We start from the raw sequence: 22232 nt of genomic DNA, 5'->3' as shown, positions 1-22232 counted from the left end.
GCAGAGCCGAATCAGTCGCCGCCCTGACCCGCGTCCGCCGGACAGCTGAAGCTCTTGCGCTTGTCGACCAGGCGTCCCATCAGGCGGTCGCTCAGCGGCAGGGCGTCACCGTTGAGGCGCCAGTCGTAGATCACGCTGAAGGCCAGCACGCGCGCGACGTACTCGCGCGTTTCCTTGTAGCTGATCGTCTCGATCCACAGGTCGGGATCGAAACCGGGGCGCTGGCTCTGCCAGCGTGCCGTAGGCGTCGGACCGGCGTTGTAGGCGGCGATGGTCACATAGGGCAGGCCGTCGTACTTGTTCATCAGCTGGCGCAGGTAGGCGGTGCCGATGGCGATGTTGGTGTCGGGGTCGTAGAGGCTGTCGGCACCGCCGTAGCCGGTCAGGCCGATGGACTTCGCCACGGCGGCACCGGTGGCCGGCAGCACCTGCATCAGGCCCATCGCATTGGCAGGCGAGCGCGCGCGCGGAGTGAAGATGCTTTCGGCGCGGATTTCCGCAGCGACCCAGGCCGGGTCGATGGCATTGCGCGCCGATTCGCGGCGGATCGTGGCGTCATGGTGCAGTGGGAAGCGCAGGTCATACAGGCGCTGCTCCTGCGGCTGCTTGCCGAGGGAGAACACCGCGCGGTCGAACCAGCCATTGTCCTGGGCCACCCGCACCGCCAGTCGGCGCTGGGTGTCATCGAAGCGCGACAGCGCGCTGTTCCATTCGGCCACCGCCCAGCCGGCGCGATCGATCTGGAACAACGCCACTGCGCGCTGGATGGCAGGATCGCGAGCCACTGCGGCCTTGGCTTGTTCGCTGTCGTTGGGTTTCCAGGGGCACAGCGTGTAGCCCTGCTGCAGCTTGTCGGCCGCGAGGAAGCCGTGGAAGGTGGGCGTGCGCGCGGCCTCCCGGAACAGCGACTGTGCCTGCTGTGCCTGCCCGGTCTTCTCCAGCATGCGTCCTTCGTAATAGCGCCAGCGTGGATCATTGCGCTGTTTCGGCCCCATCTTGCGGATGGCCGCCAGGGTCGCCGGCCAGTCGCCACGCGACATCGCTTCGCGCACGCGCCATTCATGCAGGCGCTCGTCGTAGGCGGCGTCGGGGACTGCATTGAGGCGCCGCGCGGAATCAGGCAGGTAGGAGGCAACCGTCCACAGCGCGATCTGGTAGCGCACCTGGGCCTGCTGCTCGGCACTCAGGCCCAGGGCCTGCGCGTACTGCGGCAGCTGCTGCTCGGTGGCATCCGGATCGGCCTTGGCCAGCTTGACCAGGCCATCGGTGGCGATGCGCCGGCTGCGATCATTGCGCGGCCAGTTCAGTGCGCTGGCATTGGGCTTGTCGACGAACGCAGCATAGGTGTTGGCCAGCGCCAGGTCGGCAGCCGGCAGTCCGCGCGCGGCGCTGCGCATCACCGCCGGCTGCTGCGCGTCGGCGGCCGCGTCGATGCGCTCCCAGCGCAGTGCGTCGCTCAGGCCCCCCTGGGCCTGCAGCACGGCGAACACCGCATCGCAGCCGTCGGGCAGTGACTTGCCGTTCCGGCGCCACAGCTCCTGGGCGTCGCTGATCCATTGCGGATCCACACCGCTGGTCACCTGTCGCGCGGTCAACTGCGCGCAGCGCAGGCCCAGATTGTCGGTAGGCGCCCAGTTGGCGAGCAGGGTGGGCCAGTCCTGCCGGCGTGCCACCGAAGGCAGCCACACGCTGCGGAAGGTGGTGGCCACGGCCTGGCCCTCGTAACGCTTGAGGAAGGCCTGCGCCTGCGCAGTGTCGACCGTGTCGATGTTGCGCCGCAGATTGGCGTACTCCAGCCAGCCATAGGCCGGATGGCGGCTGAGCGCGGCGGCCTGGCCGGGATCGAACTGGCCGCGTTCGGCAGCTGCGATGGCGGCTTTGAGCTGCGCGTTCTGGGCATCGAGGGACTGGGCACCGGCGCAGCCGATCAGCAGCAGGGAGGCCAGCGGGAGCAGGGACAGGGCGGTCGAAGAGCGTCGGGTCATGGCGCCAGCATAGCGGGCACTGGCTGAATTCAGTTTCGCATCGCGTGCACGCCAGACAAAGGCAACGGCGGCTGAATGCAGGTGCATGCAGCCTCTGCCGCAACGGCGGGATGCCGGCGTAACGTCAGAGCCGGGCGAACCGCCCGGCTGCAGGGAGCGGCACATGGCGTTCAGTAGCGCAGGAAGGAATGGCCCGCTGGCGGAGATCAATGTCACGCCATTGGTGGATGTGATGCTGGTGCTGTTGATCATCTTCATCGTGACCGCACCGATCGTGGCCCGGCCGATCGCAGTGCAGTTGCCGCAGGCGACCGATCGCATGGTCGCCCGGCCGGACCCGCCGCCGCCGATCGAACTGCGTCTGGATGCAGCCAACCAGCTCAGCTGGAACGGCCAGCCTCTGGCCATTGCCGATCTGCAGTCGCGCCTGCAGGCGCAGGCGGGTAAGTACGCCGGCAACCTGCCGGAGCTGCGCATCGCGACCGATCCGGCGGCCGAGTACGAAGGGATGGCACGGATCCTGGCGGCGGCCGAGGCCACCGGCATGGAGCGCATTGCCTTCGTGCGCTGAGCAGCGGATGAGGGGCTGTCGATGGACAGCCCCTCCACCAAGAGTGCTTTGGAGCACTCCGCGGATGCCGGCACCTGCTGTCGCAACAGGCGCGTGGTCAGCGCGCCAAGGCTGGAACACGACACACAATCTGTCGCTATCTGATGCGATTGCCCGTCAATCGCGTCAAGCCCGCGTGAAAGGGTGTCGGTCATCACGCCGTGATTTTGACTACTTGTTTACAAAGGAGACGCTGCCGCCATGCAGGAGGGGCGTACGGCAGCCAATGTCCCGACATTCCTTTGGAGAGAGAGCGAATGAATCACCTGCACCACCGCCCCCTGGCGGTTGCCGTCGCCCTGTGCGTGACGGCCCTGGCACCGCTGGGCGCCGCCGCACAGTCCACCACCAACCTGGACGCGGTCGAGGTCACCGGTACCCGCATCAAGCGCGCTGAAGTGGAGGGCCAGGTTCCGATCCAGACCCTGACGCGCGGCGACATCGAGCGCACCGGCCTGAGTTCGATCGGCGAAGTGCTGCAGCAGCTCACCGGCTCCGGTTCGGCGCTCAATGCCAAGTTCAATTCGTCCGGCAATTTCGGCTTCCCCCCGGATGGCAGCGGCGTCGGTGCGGGTTCGGCGCAGGTCGATCTGCGCCACCTGGGGGCCAAGCGCGTGCTGGTGCTGGTCGATGGCATCCGCTGGGTCAATGAGTCATCGGCGTCGGGTGTCGGCGCCGCGACCGATCTCAATACCATTCCGCTGGCCATCGTCGAGCGCATCGAAGTGCTGGAAGACGGCGCGTCGTCGCTGTATGGCTCCGATGCCATCGCCGGCGTGGTCAACATCATCACCCGCCGTGATTTCGATGGCGGCCAGGTGACCCTGAACTACGGCGAATACAGCAAGGGCGACGGCACGCAGAAGGGCGTGGACCTGGCCTGGGGCAAGAGCGGTGATCGCTTCAGTCTGTTCCTCGGCGCCAGCTGGACCAAGCAGGATCCGGTGTATGCGAAGGACCGTGAACAGTCGCGCTTCCCGATTCCCGGTACCGGCCTGGCCTTCGGCAGCGGTGCCATTCCGCAGGGCCGCTTCGCCTTCGTCGACCCCAACACGGGCGCGCAGCAGAACATCGTGCCCAACACCGGCGTGAGCAATCCACGCTATGACGGCAGTGCCGGCTGCAACCGCACTGACGACTACCACTGCTTCACCAGCGCTGACCGTTTCAACTTCGCCGAGTACAACATGGTGCTGACGCCGTCGGAGCGGAAGGGCCTCTTCGGTCAGTTCCGCTTTGACATCACCGACAACGTGCAGTGGTACGTCAAGGCACTGGGCAACCGTCGCGAGTCGACCAACCAGGCTGGCCCCGAGCCGCTGTTCTTCGGCCCCGATGGCGCCACCGGCAATCCGCTGGCCGACAACATCACCATCTCGGCGCTCAATCCCTACAACCCGTTCGGCTTCGACCTGGTGTCGTCCGGCAACATGAGCCTGGTCGGCCGCCGCCCGGTGGAAGGTGGCGCGCGCGTGTTCGAGCAGGAGGTCAACACCACGTACTTCGCCACCGGCCTGGTCGGCAACTTCCAGGCGGCCGACCGCAGCTGGTTCTGGGACGTCAACGGCATGTACAGCAAGAACAAGGCCGAACAGACCAACTACGGTAGCTACAACATCTACAACGTCAACCTGGCGCTGGGCGATCCTGCCGCATGTGCGGCGACGCCGGGCTGCGTGCCGCTGAACATCTTCGGCGGTGCCGGTTCCATCACCCCGGACATGCTGCGCTGGATCCAGCCGGTGGTACGCGACCGCAGCCAGAACGAGCTGAGTCTGTTCACCGCCAATCTGTCCAGCGATCTGTTCAACCTGCCGGCCGGCCCGTTGTCCTTCGCCACCGGTTACGAGTACCGCAAGTACGAAGGCTGGTACCAGCCCGACCCGTTGACGGTGATCGGTCACTACAACGGCGTGCCGTCGCAGCCGACGTCCGGCTCGTACGACGTCAATGAAGCCTACCTGGAACTGAGCGTGCCGATCTTCGCCGATTCGGCACTGGGCAAGAAGCTCGACCTGAGTCTGGCAGGCCGCTACTCGGATTACTCCACCTTCGGTGGTGAGTTCACGCCCAAGTACGGCCTGCGCTGGCAGGTGACCGATGACTTCGTGCTGCGCACCACCTATGCCGAAGGCTTCCGCGCGCCGTCGATCGGCGAACTGTACGGATCGGCCGCGCGCGCGGACCTGCAGCTGTTCGATCCGTGCTCGATCGGCCTGGGCGGCACGCCGCCGCGTGGCAGCGCCGCCAACTGTGCCGCGCTGGGCGTGCCGGCCGGCTTCCAGCAGGCCAACTCGCAGATCTCGGTGACCACCGGCGGCAACCGCGAGCTGGAACCGGAGCGTTCACGCAGCTTCAGTGCCGGATTCGTCTGGAGCCCGTGGTTCGGCAACAACACCTCCTGGTCGGAGCGCTTCGACGTGGAAGTGACGTTCTACCGCCACAACATCGATGGCGCGATCCAGGCGATCAACGCGCAGACCCAGCTGGACCTGTGTGTGGATACGCTGGATCCGGTGTACTGCGATGGCATCACCCGTGCCAGCACCGGCGCGGTCAGCAGCTTCAACAACCGACTGACCAACCTGGGTTCGATCAAGACCGATGGCTGGGACGTGGACCTGTTCTGGACCCTGCCGCAGACCTCGATCGGCCAGTTCAAGCTGGGCTGGAAGAACACCTTCGTCGGTCGTTACGAGGCCACCGGTGCGGCCGGCCAGCGGCAGCCACAGAAGCCGGGCGTGGAAGTGGCCGACAGCTCGATTCCGGAATGGACCAGCAACGCCAGCATCGGCTGGACACTGGACAACTGGAGCGCGAACTGGACGGTGCGGCACATCTCCGAGTTGACCGAAGACTGTGGCGACGCCGTGGCGTTCCCGGTGTGCAGCAACCAGGTGGCGGGCACCAACACGCTCTCGGCGACCACCTTCCATGATCTGCAGGTGGGTTACAGGATCGACTGGATGAAGGGACTGCAGCTGACCGCTGGCCTGAACAACGTGTTCGACAAGGATCCGCCGATCTGCCTGTCGTGCTCGCTGAACGGCTATGACGCGTCGACCTATGACATTCCGCGTGGCCGCTACTGGTACATGCGCGCGGACCTGCGGTTCTGATGTGATGAGGGGCAGCGCCGGACACTCCGGCGCTGCCTTGCGGGTGTAGCGCCGAGCCCATGCTCGGCGCTACAGGAGCGGGGCGGTTGCGCCCTGCAGCTGATCAGAACGACCAGGTGAACGTCAGCGAGCCGTTGCGGCCATCGCCGTACGCACCGTAGCCGTTGATCTGCGAGAGGTACTGCTTGTCCAGCAGGTTGTTGAGGTTGGCCTGCACGCTGAACTCCGGCGAGATGCGGTAGCGCACGAAGGCGCTGACCAGGGCATAGCCGTTCTGCTCGATGCGGCCGTAGGCCGGCACCGCATAGTAGATGCGGTTCTGCCAGTTTGCCCCACCGCCGACCGTCAGTGCCTGCAGCGACTGCGGCGTGTAGCTGGTGAACAGCTTCAGCGCAGTCTGCGGCAGGTTGGTGTTGATGTCGGCATCGTTGGCATCCTTGGCCACGTAACGCGAGGCACCGAAGGTCGCGTTCCAGCCCGGGGCCAGCTCGCCGTTCAGTTCGAATTCGAAGCCGCGGCTGACCGTGCCGCGCGCGGCGCGGTAGGCGAATTCGTTCTGGCTGCCCTGCACCGGCTCACCGGTGGCCTGGCCCACGTTGTCCTGCTCGATGCGGAACACCGCCAGCGAAGCATTGAGGCGGTTGTCGAACCACGCGCCCTTGACGCCCACTTCGTAGCTCTTGCCATCGACCGGATCGAGGTAGCTGCCGTTGCGGTCCTTCAGTGTCTGCGGCTGGAAGATCTCGGTATAGGCGGCGTAGGTGGAGAAGGTATCGTTGATGTCCAATACCAGGCCGGCATAGGGCGTGGTGACCTTGTGCGAGCGGTCCGCACCTTCGCCTTCACTCTTCCAGTCGGTGTAGCGTGCGCCGACGATGAGCTTCAGCGGGTCGGCCAGCGACAGGCGCGTGGCCATGTAACCGGCCTTCTGGGTGATGGTGCCTTCGCTGGCCAGCGCCAGCGGGTTCCAGTTCGGCTCGGAGATGTCGCCGGTCCAGCCAAGGTAGCTGGTGAACGGGTCCCAGCTCTGGCCGGGGCCGCCAATCTGGTAGTCGCCGTAGTTGGCGTACTCGCGCTTGTTGTAGCTCAGGCCGGCCATGAACTGGTGCTCGCGGCCGAACAGCCGGAACGGGCCGTCGACATAGCCATCGACTGCGTTGACCTTGCGCTCGGTGTTGTAGAAGCCGGCCGACGGCGAAATGCCGGTGCCGGTGGTCCTGTCGAAGAACGAGGCACCACTGGTCCAGTCGTTGTACGCCGGGTAGAACAGCTTGTCGTCGGCCTTGGTCTCATCGTGGGTCGCACCGACCTTGAACTTCCAGCCATTGCTGAAGGCATGCTGCAGGGTGGCGAACGCGCGCTTGCTGGTGGTGTCCCAGTAGGTCCAGTTCGGACTGGCGTTGAACGATTCGTCGTAGCCGGTGGCCGAGCCGTCGGAGAACAGCATCGGGAAGCCGCCCCAGGTCGCACCATTGGCGCGCTTCTGCTGGTAGTCGTAGCCCACGCTCAACTGCGTGTCCGGAGTCAGGTCGGCGTCGATCACCGCGTAGCCCAGCGTCTTGTGCTGGTTGTAGCGGTCCATCTGCGCGTCGGTGTCGAGGTAGCTGCCGATCACCCGGCCACGCACGGTGCCGCTGGCGTTCAGCGCGCTGCCCACGTCCACGGTGGTACGGGTACGGCCCCAGCTGCCGACGTTCACCGATACGCTGCCGGCCAGCTCGGCGCTGTCGGCATGCTTGCGGATCAGGTTCACCGAGGCGGACGGGTTGCCTGCGCCACTGAGCAGGCCGGTGGCGCCGCGCACCACCTCCACGCGGTCATACAGGGCGAGGTCCAGGCCGGAATCGCCGTAGCTCCAGTTCTGCACCATCTGCGTGGGCAGGCCATCGAACTGGTAACTGTCGATGTAGAAGCCGCGCGCATAGAACTCGGTGCGCTCGCTGTCCGATTGCGTGCTGGTCACACCGGTAGTGTTGGCCAGCACGTCGATGATGTCGTCCAGGTTCTGATCTTCGATGCGCTGATGGCTGATGATGCTGACCGACTGCGGAATCTCGCGCGGCGTCAGGTCGAAGCGGGTACCGGCCGAGGTGCGGCGCACCGAGTAGCCCTCCGCGCGCTCGCCCTTGACCACCACCTTGTCGAGGGTGGTCGCATCGGTGGCAGTTTCTGCGAAGGCGGTCGGGGCGATGGCGCAGAGTGCGGCGAGCACGGCAACGGACAGCCGCTGAGGCTGCGGGATACGGAATGCAGGACGGTTCATGGGATTCCTGGACGAGCATGCGCGTTCGGCCGACATCCAGGAGGCGAGGCGCTAAGGGTAGGGGAGAGGCGGGCGCGCCTTCCTGGCGACGCTGCAATCGAAAGGAATGTTAATACGAACTATTCCTATTTACAAATCATGAACAGGGGCGCGCAGCGCCGGATCGTCAGGCTGCTGCGGGAGATCGCCGTCCGGCGGCTTAGCGGCGCAGCAGTGGCAGAGGATCCCGTGCGCCGTCTGCGCCGTAGATGCCCCAGTGCAGGTGCGGCGGGGTGCCCTTGGCGTTGCCGCTGTCGCCGACGTGGCCGAGCAGATCGCCCGCGGCTACGACCTGGCCGCGGGCGAGGCCAGCGGCCCAGCTCTCCAGATGGGCGTAGTAGTAGCGCTCGCGGCCGGGGCCCATCACCCAGACCTGACGGCCGCCGAGGCCGCCTTCCCGCACCTCGGCAACCACGCCCGGGGTCGCGCTGCGGACCGGGGTACCCCGCGCGGCGAAGATGTCGATGCCGGCATGGCTGCGGTCGCGCCCGCGCGGCGCGCCGAAGGTATCGGCGATCTGGCCCGGCCGCACGCCGTCCACCGGTACCGGCAGCTCGGTGGCCGGTGGCATCCGGGCCAATGACCACAGCATCTTCGGCGCTTCGGCCCAGCGGCTGTTCCAGACGGACAGGGCGGCAACGACGGTGACGACCAGCAGGAACGCACGCAGCAGCCAACGGCGCAGCAGGCGGGCGGAAGACGTGGAGGGTGTGCGGGGCGAAGGATTCATGCCGCGCCAGTATGGCGCGGTGGGTGTCGAGGCCGGTTCATTGCAGGGGGACTTCGAAACTGCGCTTCAGCGTGGACAGTGCCACCGCGGTGCGGAATCGTTCGATGTTGTCGTCGCCACCGAACAGCCGCTCGCTGATGGCGTCGTATTCCTCCATCGAGGTGGCCGAAAGCACCAGCAGGAAATCGCCGTCACCGGTGATGGCATAGCACTGCTGCACCGCCGGGTCGTCCTGCACGCGCTGCTTGAACGGCGCCACGCGATCACGCTGCTCGCTGACCATGCGCACCTCGACGATGAGGGTCAGCGGTCGGCCGATCCGCGCCGCCGCCACCACGGCCACATTGGCCGCGATCACACCGCTGTCCTGCAGACGCCTGATCCGTCGCTGCACCGCCGGCGTCGACAGGTGCACGGCTTCGGCGATCTCCCGCTGTGGCAGCGTGTTGTCCCGCTGCAGCAGGGTGAGGATGGCGCGGTCGAAGCTGTCCAGCACGGGGGCAGTGGCCATGGTGAGCAGAAGTTGCATGGACGGGCCAGTAATTGAGCCAAGTGCTCGCCGTCGACGCAATAGACTGGACGCATGCAGACTTCACGATTCGCGCCGATGTTGCCGGCGCTGGCGGTGCTCGGCTCGGTAACGGCGCTGTCCGTTGGCACGTCCTATGCAAAGCACCTGTTCCCGCTGATCGGCGCGCAGGGCACCAGCGCGCTGCGCGTGGGCTTCTCCGCACTGTTGCTGCTGCTGTTCTGGCGACCCTGGCGCTGGAAGACCCGCCGCGCGGATGCGATCACCATCCTGCGCTACGGGCTCACGCTGGGCCTGATGAACCTGCTGTTCTACATGGCCATCCGCACGATCCCGTTCGGCATCGCGGTGGCCATCGAGTTCACCGGGCCGTTGACCGTGGCGATGCTGTCGTCACGGCGCCCGATCGATTTCCTGTGGGTGGGATGCGCAGTGGTCGGCCTGCTCCTGCTGTTGCCGCTGGGCGGTGCGGCGGCACTGGACCCGGTGGGCGTGCTGTATGCACTGGGTGCGGCGGCGTGCTGGGGCCTGTACATCGTGTTCGGCAAGCGCGCCGGCCACCTGCATGCCGGCCATTCGGTGTCGCTGGGCCTGCTGGCGGCGTCGCTGGTGGTGGTGCCGGTCGGGCTGATCCATGCCGGCGCGGCCCTGCTCGATCCGAAGATCCTGCTGGCGGGCCTGCTGGTGGCACTGGTGTCCAGTGCGATTCCGATGTCGCTGGAGATGGTGGCGCTCAAGCGCCTGCCGAAGGAAACCTTTGGCATCCTGATCAGCATGGAGCCGGCGGTGGCCGCGCTGTGGGCGATGCTGTTGCTGCACGAACACCTGCATGGACTGCAGTGGCTGGCGATCGGCTGCACCGTGGTGGCTTCGGTGGGGAGCACGATGACGGCGCGGCGGTCGAAGGCGCCGGCATTGCAGGCGGGGTAGCGCCGGGCCATGCCCGGCGGATTGGGTTCCGATCGCCGGGCATGGCCCGGCGCTACCGATCAGCGCAGGGCGCTGGCCGGTACGTCGATGGCCATGGCCAGCGCCAGATGGTCCGAGAAGGCCGCCGGTACGGCTTCGACCGCGCGGGTCTGCAGGCTGCTGCTGACCAGGATGTGGTCGATGGCGCGGTCCGGGCGCCAGCTGGGGAACGTCGGCACGATGCAGCCTGGAGGCTGCAGCCGGGTCTTCTGGTACAGCACCTGCATTTCCGGTCGTTCGGCCAGGCAGTTGAAGTCACCCATCAGCACGGCGTTGGGGTGGTCGGACAGCAGCTCGGCGATGAAACCGAGCTGTGCCATCCGCGAGCCGGCACCCAGCGAGAGGTGGGCCACGGCCACGGCCAGGCCGTCCCTGCCATCACCGAACCTGGCCAGCAGCACGCCACGCCCGCCGATGCGGCCGGGCAGGGCGTGGTCCTGCACCTCCACCGGCTCCAGTTTGCTCAGCAGGCCGTTGGCACTGGATGCCACCCCGCCCATGCGCCGGTTCGGCTGGTGGCTCCAGTAGTTGAAGCCGGCACGCTGGGCCAGGTAGTGGGTCTGGTTGGTGAAGCCCGAACGCAGGCTGCCTGGATCGGCTTCCTGCAGGCCAACGATGTCGTGCCCACGCGCCAGTGTGGCAATCGCATCAAGACTGCTGCGCTTGCGACCCGCCGGCAGCGCATGTGACCAGCTGCGGGTCACATAGTCGCTGTAGCGGCGGGTACTGGAGCCGGCCTGGATGTTGGCCGTCAGCAGACGCAGGGTCCGTGTAGAGGGGGAATTCACGGCCGGGGACAGCTTCTCTTGGATCAGTGAGCCTGGGCCGCACCGCGCTCGCGGGCGATCAGGTGGTCGGCGATGCGCAGCATGTCCGGGAAGCTCTTGCCCTTCACCAGGTACTTGCCATTGACGATGATCGACGGGGTGCCGCTGATCTGGCTGCGCTGCGCGAACTGCTTGGCCGAGTTGGTCTTGGCATTCACCGCGAAGCTGCCCATGGTGGCGGCGAACTGCTTCGGATCGACGCCGTAGCCGGCGTAGAACTTGGCGATGTCCTCGACCGAATCACGGCCGCGTTCGCCCTTCAGGGTCTTCTGCGAGTGGATGGCGGCGTACAGCGCCTCGTGGGTCTTCTCCTGCACGCCCAGCGTCTGCGCGGCATAGAAGGCACGGGCGTAGTCGTCCCAGGTGCCGCCGAACATGGCGGGCACGTAGACGAAGTTCACGTCGCCCGGCAGACCGGCTTTCCACGGGCCGACCAGCGGCTGGAAGGCGGCGCAGGCCGGGCAGACGTAGCCGAAGATCTCGACCACTTCGACCTTGCCGGCAACCGGCTGGAAGGGCTGGCCGTTCGGAATTTCCTGGTAGTCCTCACCGGCCACCGGCGCCGGACCGGTCAGCGCGGTGGTGGTCGGGGCCGGAGCGGCCGCCGGAGCGGCTTCGGCGGCCTTCTCGCCTTCGGCTGCCGGGGCCGCGCCTGCGTTGTCAGTGGCCGGTGCCGCAGCGGGCTCGGTGCTGGCTGGGGCGGTGGTCGGCTCGGCCGGGGCGGCGGAGGTGTTGGCGGTGCCGTCGTCGGCCTTGCAGGCCGCCAGGATCGGCAGCAGCGCTGCGAGTGCGAGGGCGTAGCGGATCTTCATGGAAGCGTCTCCAGCATCTGGAATGGTGGGGCCGGCGGCGGGCGCCGGCCAGGGGGAAATGATGACACGCGGCGGCGACAGCGCCGTGTCGGGAGTGGGCGTTGGTTCAGCGGCCGCGGTTGGCGCGGACCTGGGCGATCAGCGCCGAGGCAATGCGCAGCTGGTCGTCGAAGCTGTTGCCGCGGACCAGATACTGGCCGTTGATGATCAGCGCCGGGGTACCGGGGATGCGGGTGCGCTGGGCGAATGCCCGCGCCGCGTCGACCTTCTTCTGCACGGCGTCGCCCCGCAGGGCCTGGGTGTAACGCTCGGGCGCCACGCCGTACGCCTTGTAGAAGGTGGCGAGCTCATCGGCCGAGACATTCTGCATCGGCAGGGTGCCCTGCTCGTGCAGAGCCTTGAACACGGCCGCATGGCTGCGCTTGGCGACGCCGACTTCTTCGGCGGCGTAATAGGCCAGCGCCCAGGCATCCCAGGCGCCCCCGAACGCCGCCGGCACCGGAGTGAAGCGCACATCCGCCGGCAGCTTGGCCGCCCAGGCTTCCAGCTGTGGTTCGAAACGCGCGCAGTGCGGGCAGGTGTAGCCGAACACCTCGACCACTTCGATCTTGCCGGCGAGCGGCTGGAACGGACCGGCCTGGGCGATGCGCTCGTAGTCGCGACCTTCGACCAGCGGGGCTGCGGCAGGGGCGGCACTGGCGGCCATCGGCAGCAGCACCAGCAGGGACAACAGCAGGCGGGGAATCAACCTCATCGACACGCATCTCCGTTAAAAAAGCAACGCCGGCGCAGTCGCCGGCGTGAAGGAAACATACCGCAGGCGCGGGCCGCGGTGGCGGCCCGGGCCGACCAGTGGCGGTCAGGGGGCGGCGGCCGGTCGTGCCGGCGTGGCTTCGGTGGCCACGTCGTCGGCCCGGTTGTGCAGGCCCTGCAGGTAGCTGGACAGCGCCTGCACTTCCTGTTCGGTCAGCTTCTGTGCCACCGCGGCCATGATCTGGAAGTGTGCCTTGTCGGTTTCGTTGGTCTGCCCGGCCTGGTACTCCTGCAGGCGGCGCGCGACATAGCTGGCGTGCTGGCCACCGATATGCGGGTAGGCCGGGCCCGGGTTGCCGGCGCCGCTGGGGCCGTGACAGGCCATGCAGGCCGGCAGCCCGCGCGACGCGTCGCCGCCGCGGTACAGCTGCTGGCCGATCTGGTAGAACTTCATGCCCTTGTAGGGGCCTTCGGTCACCTCGGTGTCGTCGGCGATGCCGGCGGTGGCCTTCTGCGTGGCGAAGAACGCGCCGATGTCGCGCATGTCCTGCGGGGTGAGGTTCTGCACGAACGGCACCATCGCCACTGCCGCACCGGAGCTGCGCTGGCCGTTGGCGATCAGGGCCATCTGCTGGGCGACATAGCGCTCGCTCTGGCCGGCGATGGACGGGTACATCTCGACCGTGGAATTGCCGTCGGCACCATGGCAGGCCGCGCAGGCCGCAGCCTTGCCCTGGCCAGCCTTGGCATCGCCCCAGGTCGTCTTGCTGAAATCCACCTCCAGCGAGGCGGTGTTGATCGGCCCGTTGTCGGGCAGCGGGGTCAACGTGGTCTGCGCGAACGCAGCGGCGGCAACAACGACAGCAGTGGCAAGGGCGGATACGGCAAGAACGCGAGCGTGGCGCATGCTAAAGCTCCGTATGGACCGGGCCGGGCGGTGGCCGCCGGCATCGTCCGGATTATCAACGGCGTTTCCACGCACGGTCAACGAAGCAGTGCAGCAAAATCCCCGCTGGGGCCGTCGGCACGGGCGCGCGGCGCCGCAACATGCGATCCTATGCGCATGTCATTGCTCCTTGAACGCGCCCGTTACCACCTCTCGGCCCACAACGCGCGGCAGCTGCCGCCCGACGAAGGGGCCGAAGTGGCCTTCGCCGGCCGCTCCAACGCCGGCAAGTCCAGCGCCCTCAATGCGTTGACCCGGCAGAATGCCCTGGCCCGCGTCTCCAAGACCCCCGGCCGCACGCAGCAGCTGGTGTTCTTCCAGATCACCCCGGAAGCAAGCCTGGTCGACCTTCCCGGCTACGGCTACGCCAAGGTGCCGCTGGAGCTGCAGGCGCACTGGCAGGCCTTCATCGACCGGTACTTCCGTACCCGGGAGGCACTGAAGGGGCTGGTGGTGGTGATGGACATCCGCCACCCGCTGAAGGACTACGACCGCCAGATGCTGTCTTACGCCGTACAGCGCGGCCTGCCGGCGCATGCGCTGCTGACCAAGGCCGACAAGCTGGGCCGCGGCCAGCAGGTGCAGACGCTGCAGAAGGTGCGCAAGGAACTGCAGTCGGCCTACGGCGACAGCGTCAGCGTGCAGGTGTTTTCCGGCGAAGACCGCACCGGCGTGGACGAAGCCCGTGCCGTGATCGGTGGCTGGCTGGGACTGGAATAACCTCTCGCCCGCCGGGCATGGCCCGGCGCTACCGGATCGGTGGGTGCCGACCTTGGTCGGCACACCCTCACAATGGCGAATACTCCGCCGGCACCCAGGCATAGGCCTGGCCTTCCCTGCGCACGTGGCCCAGGCCCGGGAAAGGCAGATGCGCACCCGCCACCCACCACGCCCCGGCGGTGGCCTGCTGCAACAGACTGCGGCGGCTGGCCGTGGCCGCCTTGCGGTCCGAATCGGCCTCGAACGCGGCTTCCGGGTGGGCGAACTGCACCGCGTGGAAGTGCAGCACGTCGCCCCACACCAGCAGTGACTGGCCCTGGCTGTCGAACCGGTAAGAGACGTGGCCGGGGGTGTGGCCATGGGTATCCATCGCCAGGGCACCGCCGGGGAGGGCATCGCCAGGCTGGAAGGTACGCAGGTGGCCGCTGGCCTGATAAGGCGCCACGGCGGTTCGGGCGAGCGGGAAGGCAAAGCGCACGCCCTCCGGTGCGGTGGTTTCGCTGGCCGGGTTGAGCCAGTAGTCCGCGTCGGCCCTGGACAGCCACACGGTCGCGTTCGGATAGGCCGGCTTGCCCTGCGCGTCGAGCACGCCGCACAGATGGTCGGGGTGGGCGTGGGTCAGCAGGATGTCGTCCACCTCGGCGGGATCCACGCCTGCGGCACGCAGGTTGCCCAGTACCTGGCCCAGGCCGGGACCGAAGCACTGTGCGGTGCCCGTGTCGACCAGGGTGAGGTGATTGCCCTGGCGGATCAGGTAAGCATTGACCGCGGTCTGCAGGCCCTTGCTGCCTTCGGGGACATAGCGGCCTTCCAGCAGGCGGGTGACCAGCGTCGGCGGCACGTCGACCACTTCCTGCCGGCCGAGTGCGACCACGCCATCGAACAGGGCGGTGACCTGCAGGGTGCCGATGCGGTGGTGATAGACGCCGGGCATTTGCCGGGTGGGTGCGGGTGAGGTGGCTTCGGCGAGTGCGGTCAGCGGCAGCGCAGCCAGGGCCAGCAGCAGGGTGCCGCGCAGCGGCAGGTGATGCAGGGTCATGAGGGTTCTCGATGGAGGACGGGCGGTTCCGTTGTGGCTAGCGTGCCGCGACCTGTGTGCGCGCGGCGCTCAAACCGCTGCGCGGAATGCTCAGGGAGTGGGGGCTGGCAGGGCTGCGCCCTGCACCCGCAGAGGCAACGGCCGAAGCAACAGCGGGCTGTCCGTGGGATGGCGGGGTGGGTCCGGCTGCGGGGGACGCCGTAAATACGTCCCTGTAGGCTCGGTCGCGCCATCCATGGCGCTCACGCCCCCGCAACCGGACCCACCCCGCCTTCGACAGTTTTCCACGATCTGTCGGAAATGCTCTTGGGGTCAGATCCGTTTTCCGCAGGAAAACGGATCTGACCCCGGAATTTCATTCGATATCTGACAGAGGTGTCGACCAAGGTCGACACCTACCAACAGCCGCCGGAATCTGTCGAAGGCGGCGCACTGTGGGTGCAGGGCGCAGCCCTGCCTGACCCCCTCAGATGTCTGTAGGAGCCAGTCCGTACTGCTCGGCGAAGCGCTTGCTGAAACTGGCCGCGGAACGGTAGCCCGCGCGTGCGGCCACGGTCTTCAGCGGCAGGTCGGTGGTGTACAGCAACTGCATGGCGTGGGCCAGTCGTGCCTCGGTCAGCAGCTGGCGCAGGCTGGTGCGCTCGGCCGCCAGGCGACGACGCAGGGTGGCGCCGCTCAGTGCGAACTGCTCCTCCAGATCACGCGATTGCCAGTCGCGCGCAGGTTCAGCGGCGACGCGATCCCGTATCTGCTCACCCAGCGTCGGTGCAGTGGGCAGCAACAGGTTGCCGTGGCCTTGCCGGCACAGGGTCAGCACCATCGAGGCCAGGGCCAGCCGGGCGTCGCTGTAATGGCCATCCTGCAGCGATTGCCGCCAGCGGCGCAGCACGGCGCCATGTTCGGCCAGCGACAACCGCGCCATCGACGGACCGGCGCTGGGCAGTTCCTCGTTCCACAGTGTCCGCGCCGCGGCCAGCACTTCCGCACACAGCGGCACGATGGCGCTGAGGTAACGGCCGCTGCGCGGGTCTGGACGGTTGACCACGTCGATGCGGCAACGCTGGGTCAGCAGCAGTATGTCGCCGGGCGCGAACTCCAGCGTCTGGTGTGCGGTACGTACCTGCTTGCGTCCTTCCAGCAGGATCGCGAACTGCGGTTGCGGGATCTCCACCGAGCTGGCGCCATGCTCGCGCCGTGCGGTGATGCAGGCATAACCCTCGGCGCGATCACAACCGGCCAGCGAAGACATCTCGGCCAGCAGCGCCGTTGCTGCGGGCAGCATCGTGGTCATGTCACGTGGGCTCCCAGCAGCCGGCCGACGCCGGCGGCTGCAGCCATTGCCAGTGCGCCCCAGAACATGACGCGCAGGGCGCCGCGCAGGGCAGGCGCACCTCCGGCGCGGGCCGCCATCGCGCCGGTCACGCACAGGCCCAGCAGGGTGCTGGCAGTGGTCACCCCTGCCACGGAGTCGGCCGGTGCCAGCAGTGCGGTCAGCACCGGCAGGGCCGCCCCACAGGTGAAGGCTGCGGCCGAGGCCAGTGCGGCCTGCAGCGGCCGGGCGCGCAGGGTATCGGTGATGCCCAGTTCGTCGCGAGCGTGCGCACCGAGGGCATCGTGGGCCGTGAGCTGTTCGGCCACCTGCCGCGCCAGCGCCGGGGCCAGGCCGCGATGGCGGTAGATGGCGGCCAGCTCTTCCAGCTCGCTGTGCGGATCGTCCTGCAGTTCGCGCTTCTCCATCGCCAGGTCGGCGCCTTCGGTGTCGGCCTGGGTCTGCACCGAGACGTACTCGCCGGCGGCCATCGACATCGCCCCTGCGACCGTGCCCGCCAGGCCGGTGGCCAGCAGGGTGCTGGCCGATGCGCCACTGGCGGCAACGCCGACCACCAGCCCTGCCACTGAAACGATGCCGTCGTTGGCGCCGAGCACGGCGGCGCGCAGCCAGCCGACGCGGTCGGCCCTGTGTCGTTCCGGATGGCGCGAATGACGGGTCATGCCTTGCAGTGTACGAGGGTCAAGAGGTCGTCGGTAGGATGCTGAAACCCGTCTCCGTCGCATGCTGCGACGGGGCGCCACGCTATAGTGCGCCCTTGCGATGGAAGGCTCCCAGCCCCACATCCCCCGTCACCGTACAGCGAGTCTTCCCCTTGTCGAGCCCCAGCCACGTCGCCGATACGCCCATTACCGACCGCTCGCAGCTGGTGGAGGTGATCGCCTCCGGCGAAAAGCCCCGCGCGCAGTGGCGCATCGGCACCGAGCACGAGAAGTTCGGCTTCCGCCTGGACGACCTGCGACCGCCGGCCTTTGAAGGCGAGCGTGGCATCGAGGCCCTGCTCAACGGCCTGGTCCGTTTCGGCTGGGAACCCGTGCAGGAAAACGGCAACACCATCGCCCTGCTGCGCGATGGCGCGTCGGTGACGCTGGAACCGGCCGGCCAGCTGGAACTGTCCGGCGCGGCGCTGGAGACCATCCATCAGACCTGCGTGGAGACCGGTACCCATCTGAACGAAGTGGCGCAGGTGGCCGGCGAGCTCCAGCTGGGCTTCCTGGGCATGGGCTTCCAGCCGAAGTGGGCGCGCGATGAGATGCCGTGGATGCCGAAGGGCCGCTACAGGATCATGCGCGCGTACATGCCCAAGGTCGGTTCGCTCGGCCTGGACATGATGACCCGTACCTGCACGGTGCAGGTCAACCTGGACTACGCCAGCGAAGCGGACATGGTGAAAAAGTTCCGCGTTTCGCTGGCACTGCAGCCGATCGCCACCGCGCTGTTCGCCGACTCGCCGTTCACCGAAGGCAAGCCGAACGGCTACATGAGCTATCGATCGCACATCTGGACCGACACCGACGCCGACCGCACCGGCATGCTCGACTTCGTGTTCGAGGATGGCTTCGGCTATGAGCGTTACGTCGATTACCTGCTGGACGTGCCGATGTACTTCTCCTACCGCGATGGCATCTACCACGATGCCAGCGGGCAGAGCTTCCGCGATTTCATGCAGGGCCGGCTGCCGGTGCTGCCGGGCGAGTTGCCGACCCTGCGCGACTGGTCGGACCACACGACCACGGCGTTCCCGGAAGTGCGCCTGAAGAAGTATCTGGAGATGCGGGGCGCCGATGGCGGTCCGTGGAGCCGCCTGTGCGCCCTGCCGGCGTTCTGGGTCGGCCTGCTGTACGACGACACCGCGCTGGATGCGGCCTGGGATCTGGTGCGTGACTTCACCCTGGCCGAGCGCCATGTCCTGCGCGACGGCGTGCCGAAGCATGCTATGAACCTGCCGTTCCGCGATGGCACCGTGCGCGATCTGGCGCGCGAGGCGGTGAAGATTTCCGTTGAGGGCCTGAAGCGCCGCGCCGCGCGCAATGCAGATGGCCAGGACGAGAGCAAGTTCCTGGATGTGCTGCAGGAGATCGTCGAATCCGGCCTGACACCGGCCGAGCGCAAGCTGGCGTTGTTCCATGGTCGCTGGCACGGCAACGTGGATCCGGTGTTCCGGGAATTCGCGTACTGAATGCGGCCGCCGGGCATGGCCCGGCGCTACCCGCCATGGCTCCGGCAGCGCCGGGCCATGCCCGCCATGATTCCGGTAGCGCCGGGCCATGCCCGGCGGGTGTTGCGCGCAGAAAAAACCCCGGCCTCGACGCCGGGGTTCTTCATTCCATCACCCGGGCCGTCAGGCCTTGAGGCTGGCCATGTCGATCACGAAGCGATAGCGCACATCGTTCTTCGCCATGCGCTCCCACGCGTGGTTGACATCCTTGATGTCGATCACCTCAACATCGCTGACGATGTTGTGCTCGGCGCAGAAATCCATCATTTCCTGGGTCTCGGCCATGCCGCCGATGGCCGAGCCGGTGACGTGCTTGCGGCCGAAGATCACGCTGGCACCCATCAGGGGCGGGTCCAGCTCGGTGATGACGCCGACCAGGCACATGGTGGCATCGCGCTTGAGCAGGCTCATGTACGGGTTGGTGTCATGGCTGACCGGCACGGTGTTGAGCAGGAAGTCGAAGCTGTTGGCGTGCGCCTTCATCTGCGCCGGATCGCGCGAGACCAGCACCTCGTCCGCGCCCAGGCGCTTGGCGTCGGCGCCCTTTTCCGGGGTGGTGGTGATCATCACTACGGTGGCGCCCATCGCCTTGGCAAACTTCACGCCCATGTGGCCCAGACCGCCCAGGCCGATCACACCCACCTTCTGGCCAGGGCCGACCTTCCAGTGGCGCAGCGGCGAGTAGGTGGTGATGCCGGCGCACAGCAGCGGCGCGGCGGCCTTCAGGTCCAGCGTCTCGGAGACCTTCACCACGAAGCGCTGCTCGACCACGATGTGGTCGGAGTAGCCGCCCATCGTCAGCTCACCGGTATTGCGGTCGCGGCTGTTGTAGGTGTAGGTCGGGCCCTTTTCGCAGTACTGCTCAAGGTCGTGGTCGCAGGCATCGCAATGGCGACAGGAATCCACCATGCAGCCGACGCCGGCGATATCGCCAACGCTGAGGCGGGTGACGGCCGGACCGACTTCGACCACGCGGCCGATGATTTCGTGGCCGGGAACCATCGGGTACTCCGCGCCGCCCCAGTCGTCGCGGGCCTGGTGCAGGTCGGAGTGGCAGATGCCGCTGTACAGCACTTCGATGCGGACATCGTTGGCGCCGACGGCGCGGCGTTCGAAGGTGAAGGGCTCGAGCGGAGCGGTATTGGTACGCACCGCATAACCATGGGCGAGGGACATGGGGAATCCTTGGCGGGTTTGTGGAAAGGCGTTTTACAATACGCCCCTCATACCCGCCCACAAAGCGGGGATATCGGCATGATTCATCAAGGCAGACTGCACAATCATGGCCACTGACAATCTCACCCACCTGGCCGCCTTCGCGGCGGTGGCCCGCCACCGCAGCTTCCGCCGGGCCGGCGCCGAGCTGGCCCTGTCGACCTCGGCGGTGAGCTATGCGATCCGGGCACTGGAAGAGCGGTTGGGGGTGGGCCTGTTCCATCGAACTACCCGCAGCGTGGCCCTGACCGAGGCCGGGCAGCGCCTGCTGGACCGGTTGCAGCCGGCGCTGGGCCAGGTGCACGAGGCGCTGGAGGAGATGAACCAGTTCAGGGACAGCCCGACGGGCCTGCTGCGCATCAACGCGGCCCGCGCGGCGGTACCGACCCAGCTCGGCCCACGCCTGACCCGCTTCCTGCGCGCGCACCCCGATGTGCGCCTGGAGCTGACCGAGAACGATGGGCTGGTGGACATCGTTGCCGAAGGCTTCGATGCCGGCGTGCGGCTGCATGAGTTCGTGCCCGAGGACATGGTGGCCGTGCCGTTGGGCCCGGCCCTGCACGGCATGATCGTGGCCTCGCCCGGGTATCTGCGCCAGCACCCGGCGCCGCAGCATCCCCGCGACCTGCTGCAGCACGAATGCATCCGCTTCCGCTTCGCCAGCGGTCACCTGTACAAGTGGCAGTTCGACCGCGATGGGCAGTCGCTGGAAATCGACGTGCGTGGGCGACTGACGCTGAGCGAGCAGACCACCATCATGCGCGCGGTGCTGGATGGCTTCGGCCTGGCCTATGTGCTTGAGGATGCCGCGCGCCCGCACATCGAAGCCGGGCGGATGGTGGCGGTACTGCAGGACTGGAGCGAACCGTTTCCCGGCTTCGTGCTGTATTACCCCAGGCAACGGCAGATGGCGTCGGCCTTGCGCGCATTCGTGGACATGCTGCGCGAATAGATCCGTGCCTGCGCGGATGCTGCCTGTCGAGGTAAAGTGCGTGCCGATCCAATCACAGGGACGTTCATGCATACGCTTGCCGAGATCGAACTGGCCACCGGCCAGACCTTTCCTGCTCTCTACCACCGGCTCGATGCAGAAGACCGGCTGAGCTGGGGGGCGACCCATCCGCAATGGGCGCAGGTGTGCCTTCCGGAGCTGCAACCGGTGCCGCCGATTCTGCTGTATGCGCAGGATTACGAGCCGCTTGAGCGTGGCGAACTGCTCGAGGCCTGGCAGGAGCTGACTGCAGAGGATCACTACAACCCATTGCGCCAGGATCTGCAGCTGCTGCCGTTCGCCCGCACGGGGGCCGGTGACAGCTACTGCTTCTGGACCAATGCGCCGGGCTGCGACGAGCCGCCGGTGCTGCTGGTGTGGCACGACGATGATCGCGCTGACGTACTGGCCCGCAACCTTCAGGATTTCCTGTTCCGCAAGATGGTGGAGGCAGTGGCGGACTACGAGGCCCCCTACACGCTGTTGTCGCACGGTGACCTGGCCGACAATCTCCAGCGCTGGCTGGGCTCGCATCGCGCGTGGCTGCGGGACGACCAGGCCACTGCGCTGGAGGCCCTGTTTGCACGCAGCGCAGAGATCGAGCAGGGAGAGATCGATGAGGATCAGGCGCAGGCGCTGGTGCAGCAGCTGATCGGATTCGAGCGGCTGGACGAATCATTCGCCTACGTGCGCTGATGCTGGCGGCGGGCCCGGTGCATTCCGCCGATCAATCCAGCAAGGCGTCGTAGCCGGGGCCGGTGAACTGGATCAGGCAGAAGCCGTGTCCGAACGGATCCGCCAGTACTGCGATGCGCCCCCATGAACGCTCGCGTGGCGCCTGCTCGAGCGCCGCGCCTGCCGCCAACGCCTGGGCAAGGGCGGCGTCGAGGTCCTCCACGATCCAGTCGATGTGCAGCGCGGTCCAGTGACGTTCGTAATCCCGCACGTCACCGTCGACGGTAGCTGCGCTGCCCGCTTCGTTCTGCAGCAGATAGAGCGGTGTCGGGCCGCCCAGCAGTTCCAGCACCTCCGGGCCGAGACGGCGCCCGGCATGGAGGCCGAAGGCGCGTGTGTAGAACGCCTCGGCGGCCGCGAGGTCCGGAACGTCCAGATTGATGATGAAGGGGATCATGGCCC

Annotated in this window: 20 protein-coding genes; 7 read left to right on the top strand and 13 right to left on the bottom strand. The window is 67.3% G+C overall.

Annotated features, from left to right (window positions below; genetic code table 11):
- Positions 1-11: 11 nt before the first annotated feature.
- A complete protein-coding gene (locus tag ACZK08_RS16525; RefSeq protein ID WP_065181802.1) occupies positions 12-1985 on the bottom strand; it encodes a transglycosylase SLT domain-containing protein in 1974 nt (657 codons plus the stop codon).
- Between the two features lie 163 nt (positions 1986-2148).
- Between ACZK08_RS16525 and ACZK08_RS16520 the strand changes: the two genes are divergently transcribed.
- Together ACZK08_RS16520 and ACZK08_RS16515 are read left to right on the top strand one after the other, a co-directional pair.
- The gene (locus ACZK08_RS16520; protein WP_065181749.1) at positions 2149-2556 is read left to right on the top strand and encodes an ExbD/TolR family protein; all 408 of its coding nucleotides are present in this window, start codon (positions 2149-2151) and stop codon (positions 2554-2556) included.
- Between the two features lie 296 nt (positions 2557-2852).
- A complete protein-coding gene (locus ACZK08_RS16515; protein ID WP_065181748.1) occupies positions 2853-5714 on the top strand; it encodes a TonB-dependent receptor in 2862 nt (953 codons plus the stop codon).
- A 103-nt stretch (positions 5715-5817) separates the two neighbouring features.
- Here the strand turns inward: ACZK08_RS16515 and fhuE are convergent, their stop codons facing one another.
- From fhuE to ACZK08_RS16500, 3 genes are all read right to left on the bottom strand, one after another.
- Positions 5818-7977: a ferric-rhodotorulic acid/ferric-coprogen receptor FhuE gene (fhuE, locus tag ACZK08_RS16510; RefSeq protein ID WP_065181747.1), complete on the bottom strand. Its 2160-nt coding sequence runs from the start codon at positions 7975-7977 to the stop codon at positions 5818-5820.
- A 199-nt stretch (positions 7978-8176) separates the two neighbouring features.
- Positions 8177-8746, bottom strand: coding sequence for a M23 family metallopeptidase (locus tag ACZK08_RS16505; protein WP_065181746.1), 570 nt, complete (start codon positions 8744-8746; stop codon positions 8177-8179).
- A 37-nt stretch (positions 8747-8783) separates the two neighbouring features.
- Complete coding sequence (locus ACZK08_RS16500) at positions 8784-9257, bottom strand: Lrp/AsnC family transcriptional regulator (protein ID WP_065181745.1); 474 nt, start codon at positions 9255-9257, stop codon at positions 8784-8786.
- A 72-nt stretch (positions 9258-9329) separates the two neighbouring features.
- Between ACZK08_RS16500 and ACZK08_RS16495 the strand changes: the two genes are divergently transcribed.
- Positions 9330-10205 carry an EamA family transporter gene (locus ACZK08_RS16495; protein ID WP_065181744.1) on the top strand — a complete coding sequence of 292 codons (876 nt, stop codon included), beginning with the start codon at positions 9330-9332 and terminating at the stop codon, positions 10203-10205.
- A gap of 59 nt (positions 10206-10264) precedes the next feature.
- Here the strand turns inward: ACZK08_RS16495 and ACZK08_RS16490 are convergent, their stop codons facing one another.
- The 4 genes from ACZK08_RS16490 to ACZK08_RS16475 all read right to left on the bottom strand — a co-directional run bounded on the left by ACZK08_RS16490 (position 10265) and on the right by ACZK08_RS16475 (position 13543).
- The gene (locus ACZK08_RS16490) at positions 10265-11002 is read right to left on the bottom strand and encodes an endonuclease/exonuclease/phosphatase family protein (RefSeq protein WP_180875876.1); all 738 of its coding nucleotides are present in this window, start codon (positions 11000-11002) and stop codon (positions 10265-10267) included.
- Positions 11003-11055: 53 nt separating this feature from the next.
- Positions 11056-11883, bottom strand: a complete 828-nt coding sequence (locus ACZK08_RS16485; RefSeq protein WP_065181743.1) for a thiol:disulfide interchange protein DsbA/DsbL — start codon at positions 11881-11883, stop codon at positions 11056-11058.
- A 106-nt stretch (positions 11884-11989) separates the two neighbouring features.
- Positions 11990-12637: a thiol:disulfide interchange protein DsbA/DsbL gene (locus ACZK08_RS16480; protein WP_053519865.1), complete on the bottom strand. Its 648-nt coding sequence runs from the start codon at positions 12635-12637 to the stop codon at positions 11990-11992.
- Positions 12638-12742: 105 nt separating this feature from the next.
- Positions 12743-13543 carry a c-type cytochrome gene (locus ACZK08_RS16475; protein WP_053519864.1) on the bottom strand — a complete coding sequence of 267 codons (801 nt, stop codon included), beginning with the start codon at positions 13541-13543 and terminating at the stop codon, positions 12743-12745.
- Between the two features lie 156 nt (positions 13544-13699).
- On the opposite strand from ACZK08_RS16475, the gene yihA reads away from it, so the two are divergent.
- Positions 13700-14302: a ribosome biogenesis GTP-binding protein YihA/YsxC gene (gene yihA / locus ACZK08_RS16470; protein WP_065181801.1), complete on the top strand. Its 603-nt coding sequence runs from the start codon at positions 13700-13702 to the stop codon at positions 14300-14302.
- 67 nt (positions 14303-14369) lie between these two features.
- Here the strand turns inward: yihA and ACZK08_RS16465 are convergent, their stop codons facing one another.
- From ACZK08_RS16465 to ACZK08_RS16455, 3 genes are all read right to left on the bottom strand, one after another.
- Entirely contained in the window at positions 14370-15341 is a 972-nt protein-coding gene (locus ACZK08_RS16465; protein WP_065181742.1) for an MBL fold metallo-hydrolase, read from the bottom strand.
- Between the two features lie 466 nt (positions 15342-15807).
- Positions 15808-16632: a helix-turn-helix transcriptional regulator gene (locus ACZK08_RS16460; protein ID WP_065181741.1), complete on the bottom strand. Its 825-nt coding sequence runs from the start codon at positions 16630-16632 to the stop codon at positions 15808-15810.
- Positions 16629-17333 carry a VIT1/CCC1 transporter family protein gene (locus ACZK08_RS16455; protein ID WP_065175139.1) on the bottom strand — a complete coding sequence of 235 codons (705 nt, stop codon included), beginning with the start codon at positions 17331-17333 and terminating at the stop codon, positions 16629-16631. The genes ACZK08_RS16460 and ACZK08_RS16455 overlap by 4 nt, the downstream gene beginning before the upstream one ends.
- Before the next feature lie 152 nt (positions 17334-17485).
- On the opposite strand from ACZK08_RS16455, the gene ACZK08_RS16450 reads away from it, so the two are divergent.
- The gene (locus tag ACZK08_RS16450; protein ID WP_065181740.1) at positions 17486-18850 is read left to right on the top strand and encodes a glutamate--cysteine ligase; all 1365 of its coding nucleotides are present in this window, start codon (positions 17486-17488) and stop codon (positions 18848-18850) included.
- Positions 18851-19012: 162 nt separating this feature from the next.
- On the opposite strand, the gene ACZK08_RS16445 is transcribed toward ACZK08_RS16450, so the two are convergent.
- Positions 19013-20065: an NAD(P)-dependent alcohol dehydrogenase gene (locus ACZK08_RS16445; protein ID WP_053517445.1), complete on the bottom strand. Its 1053-nt coding sequence runs from the start codon at positions 20063-20065 to the stop codon at positions 19013-19015.
- A 106-nt stretch (positions 20066-20171) separates the two neighbouring features.
- On the opposite strand from ACZK08_RS16445, the gene ACZK08_RS16440 reads away from it, so the two are divergent.
- Both ACZK08_RS16440 and ACZK08_RS16435 read left to right on the top strand, forming a co-directional pair.
- Positions 20172-21056 carry a LysR family transcriptional regulator gene (locus ACZK08_RS16440; RefSeq protein WP_065181739.1) on the top strand — a complete coding sequence of 295 codons (885 nt, stop codon included), beginning with the start codon at positions 20172-20174 and terminating at the stop codon, positions 21054-21056.
- A 66-nt stretch (positions 21057-21122) separates the two neighbouring features.
- Complete coding sequence (locus ACZK08_RS16435; protein ID WP_065181738.1) at positions 21123-21791, top strand: SMI1/KNR4 family protein; 669 nt, start codon at positions 21123-21125, stop codon at positions 21789-21791.
- Positions 21792-21822: 31 nt separating this feature from the next.
- Here ACZK08_RS16435 and ACZK08_RS16430 read toward each other — a convergent pair whose 3' ends face one another.
- A complete protein-coding gene (locus ACZK08_RS16430; RefSeq protein WP_065181737.1) occupies positions 21823-22227 on the bottom strand; it encodes a VOC family protein in 405 nt (134 codons plus the stop codon).
- Positions 22228-22232 lie beyond the last annotated feature (5 nt).

The organism is Stenotrophomonas sp. 112478_Sma (assembly GCF_056479905.1).
This window is presented reverse-complemented; position numbering and strand designations above follow the sequence as displayed.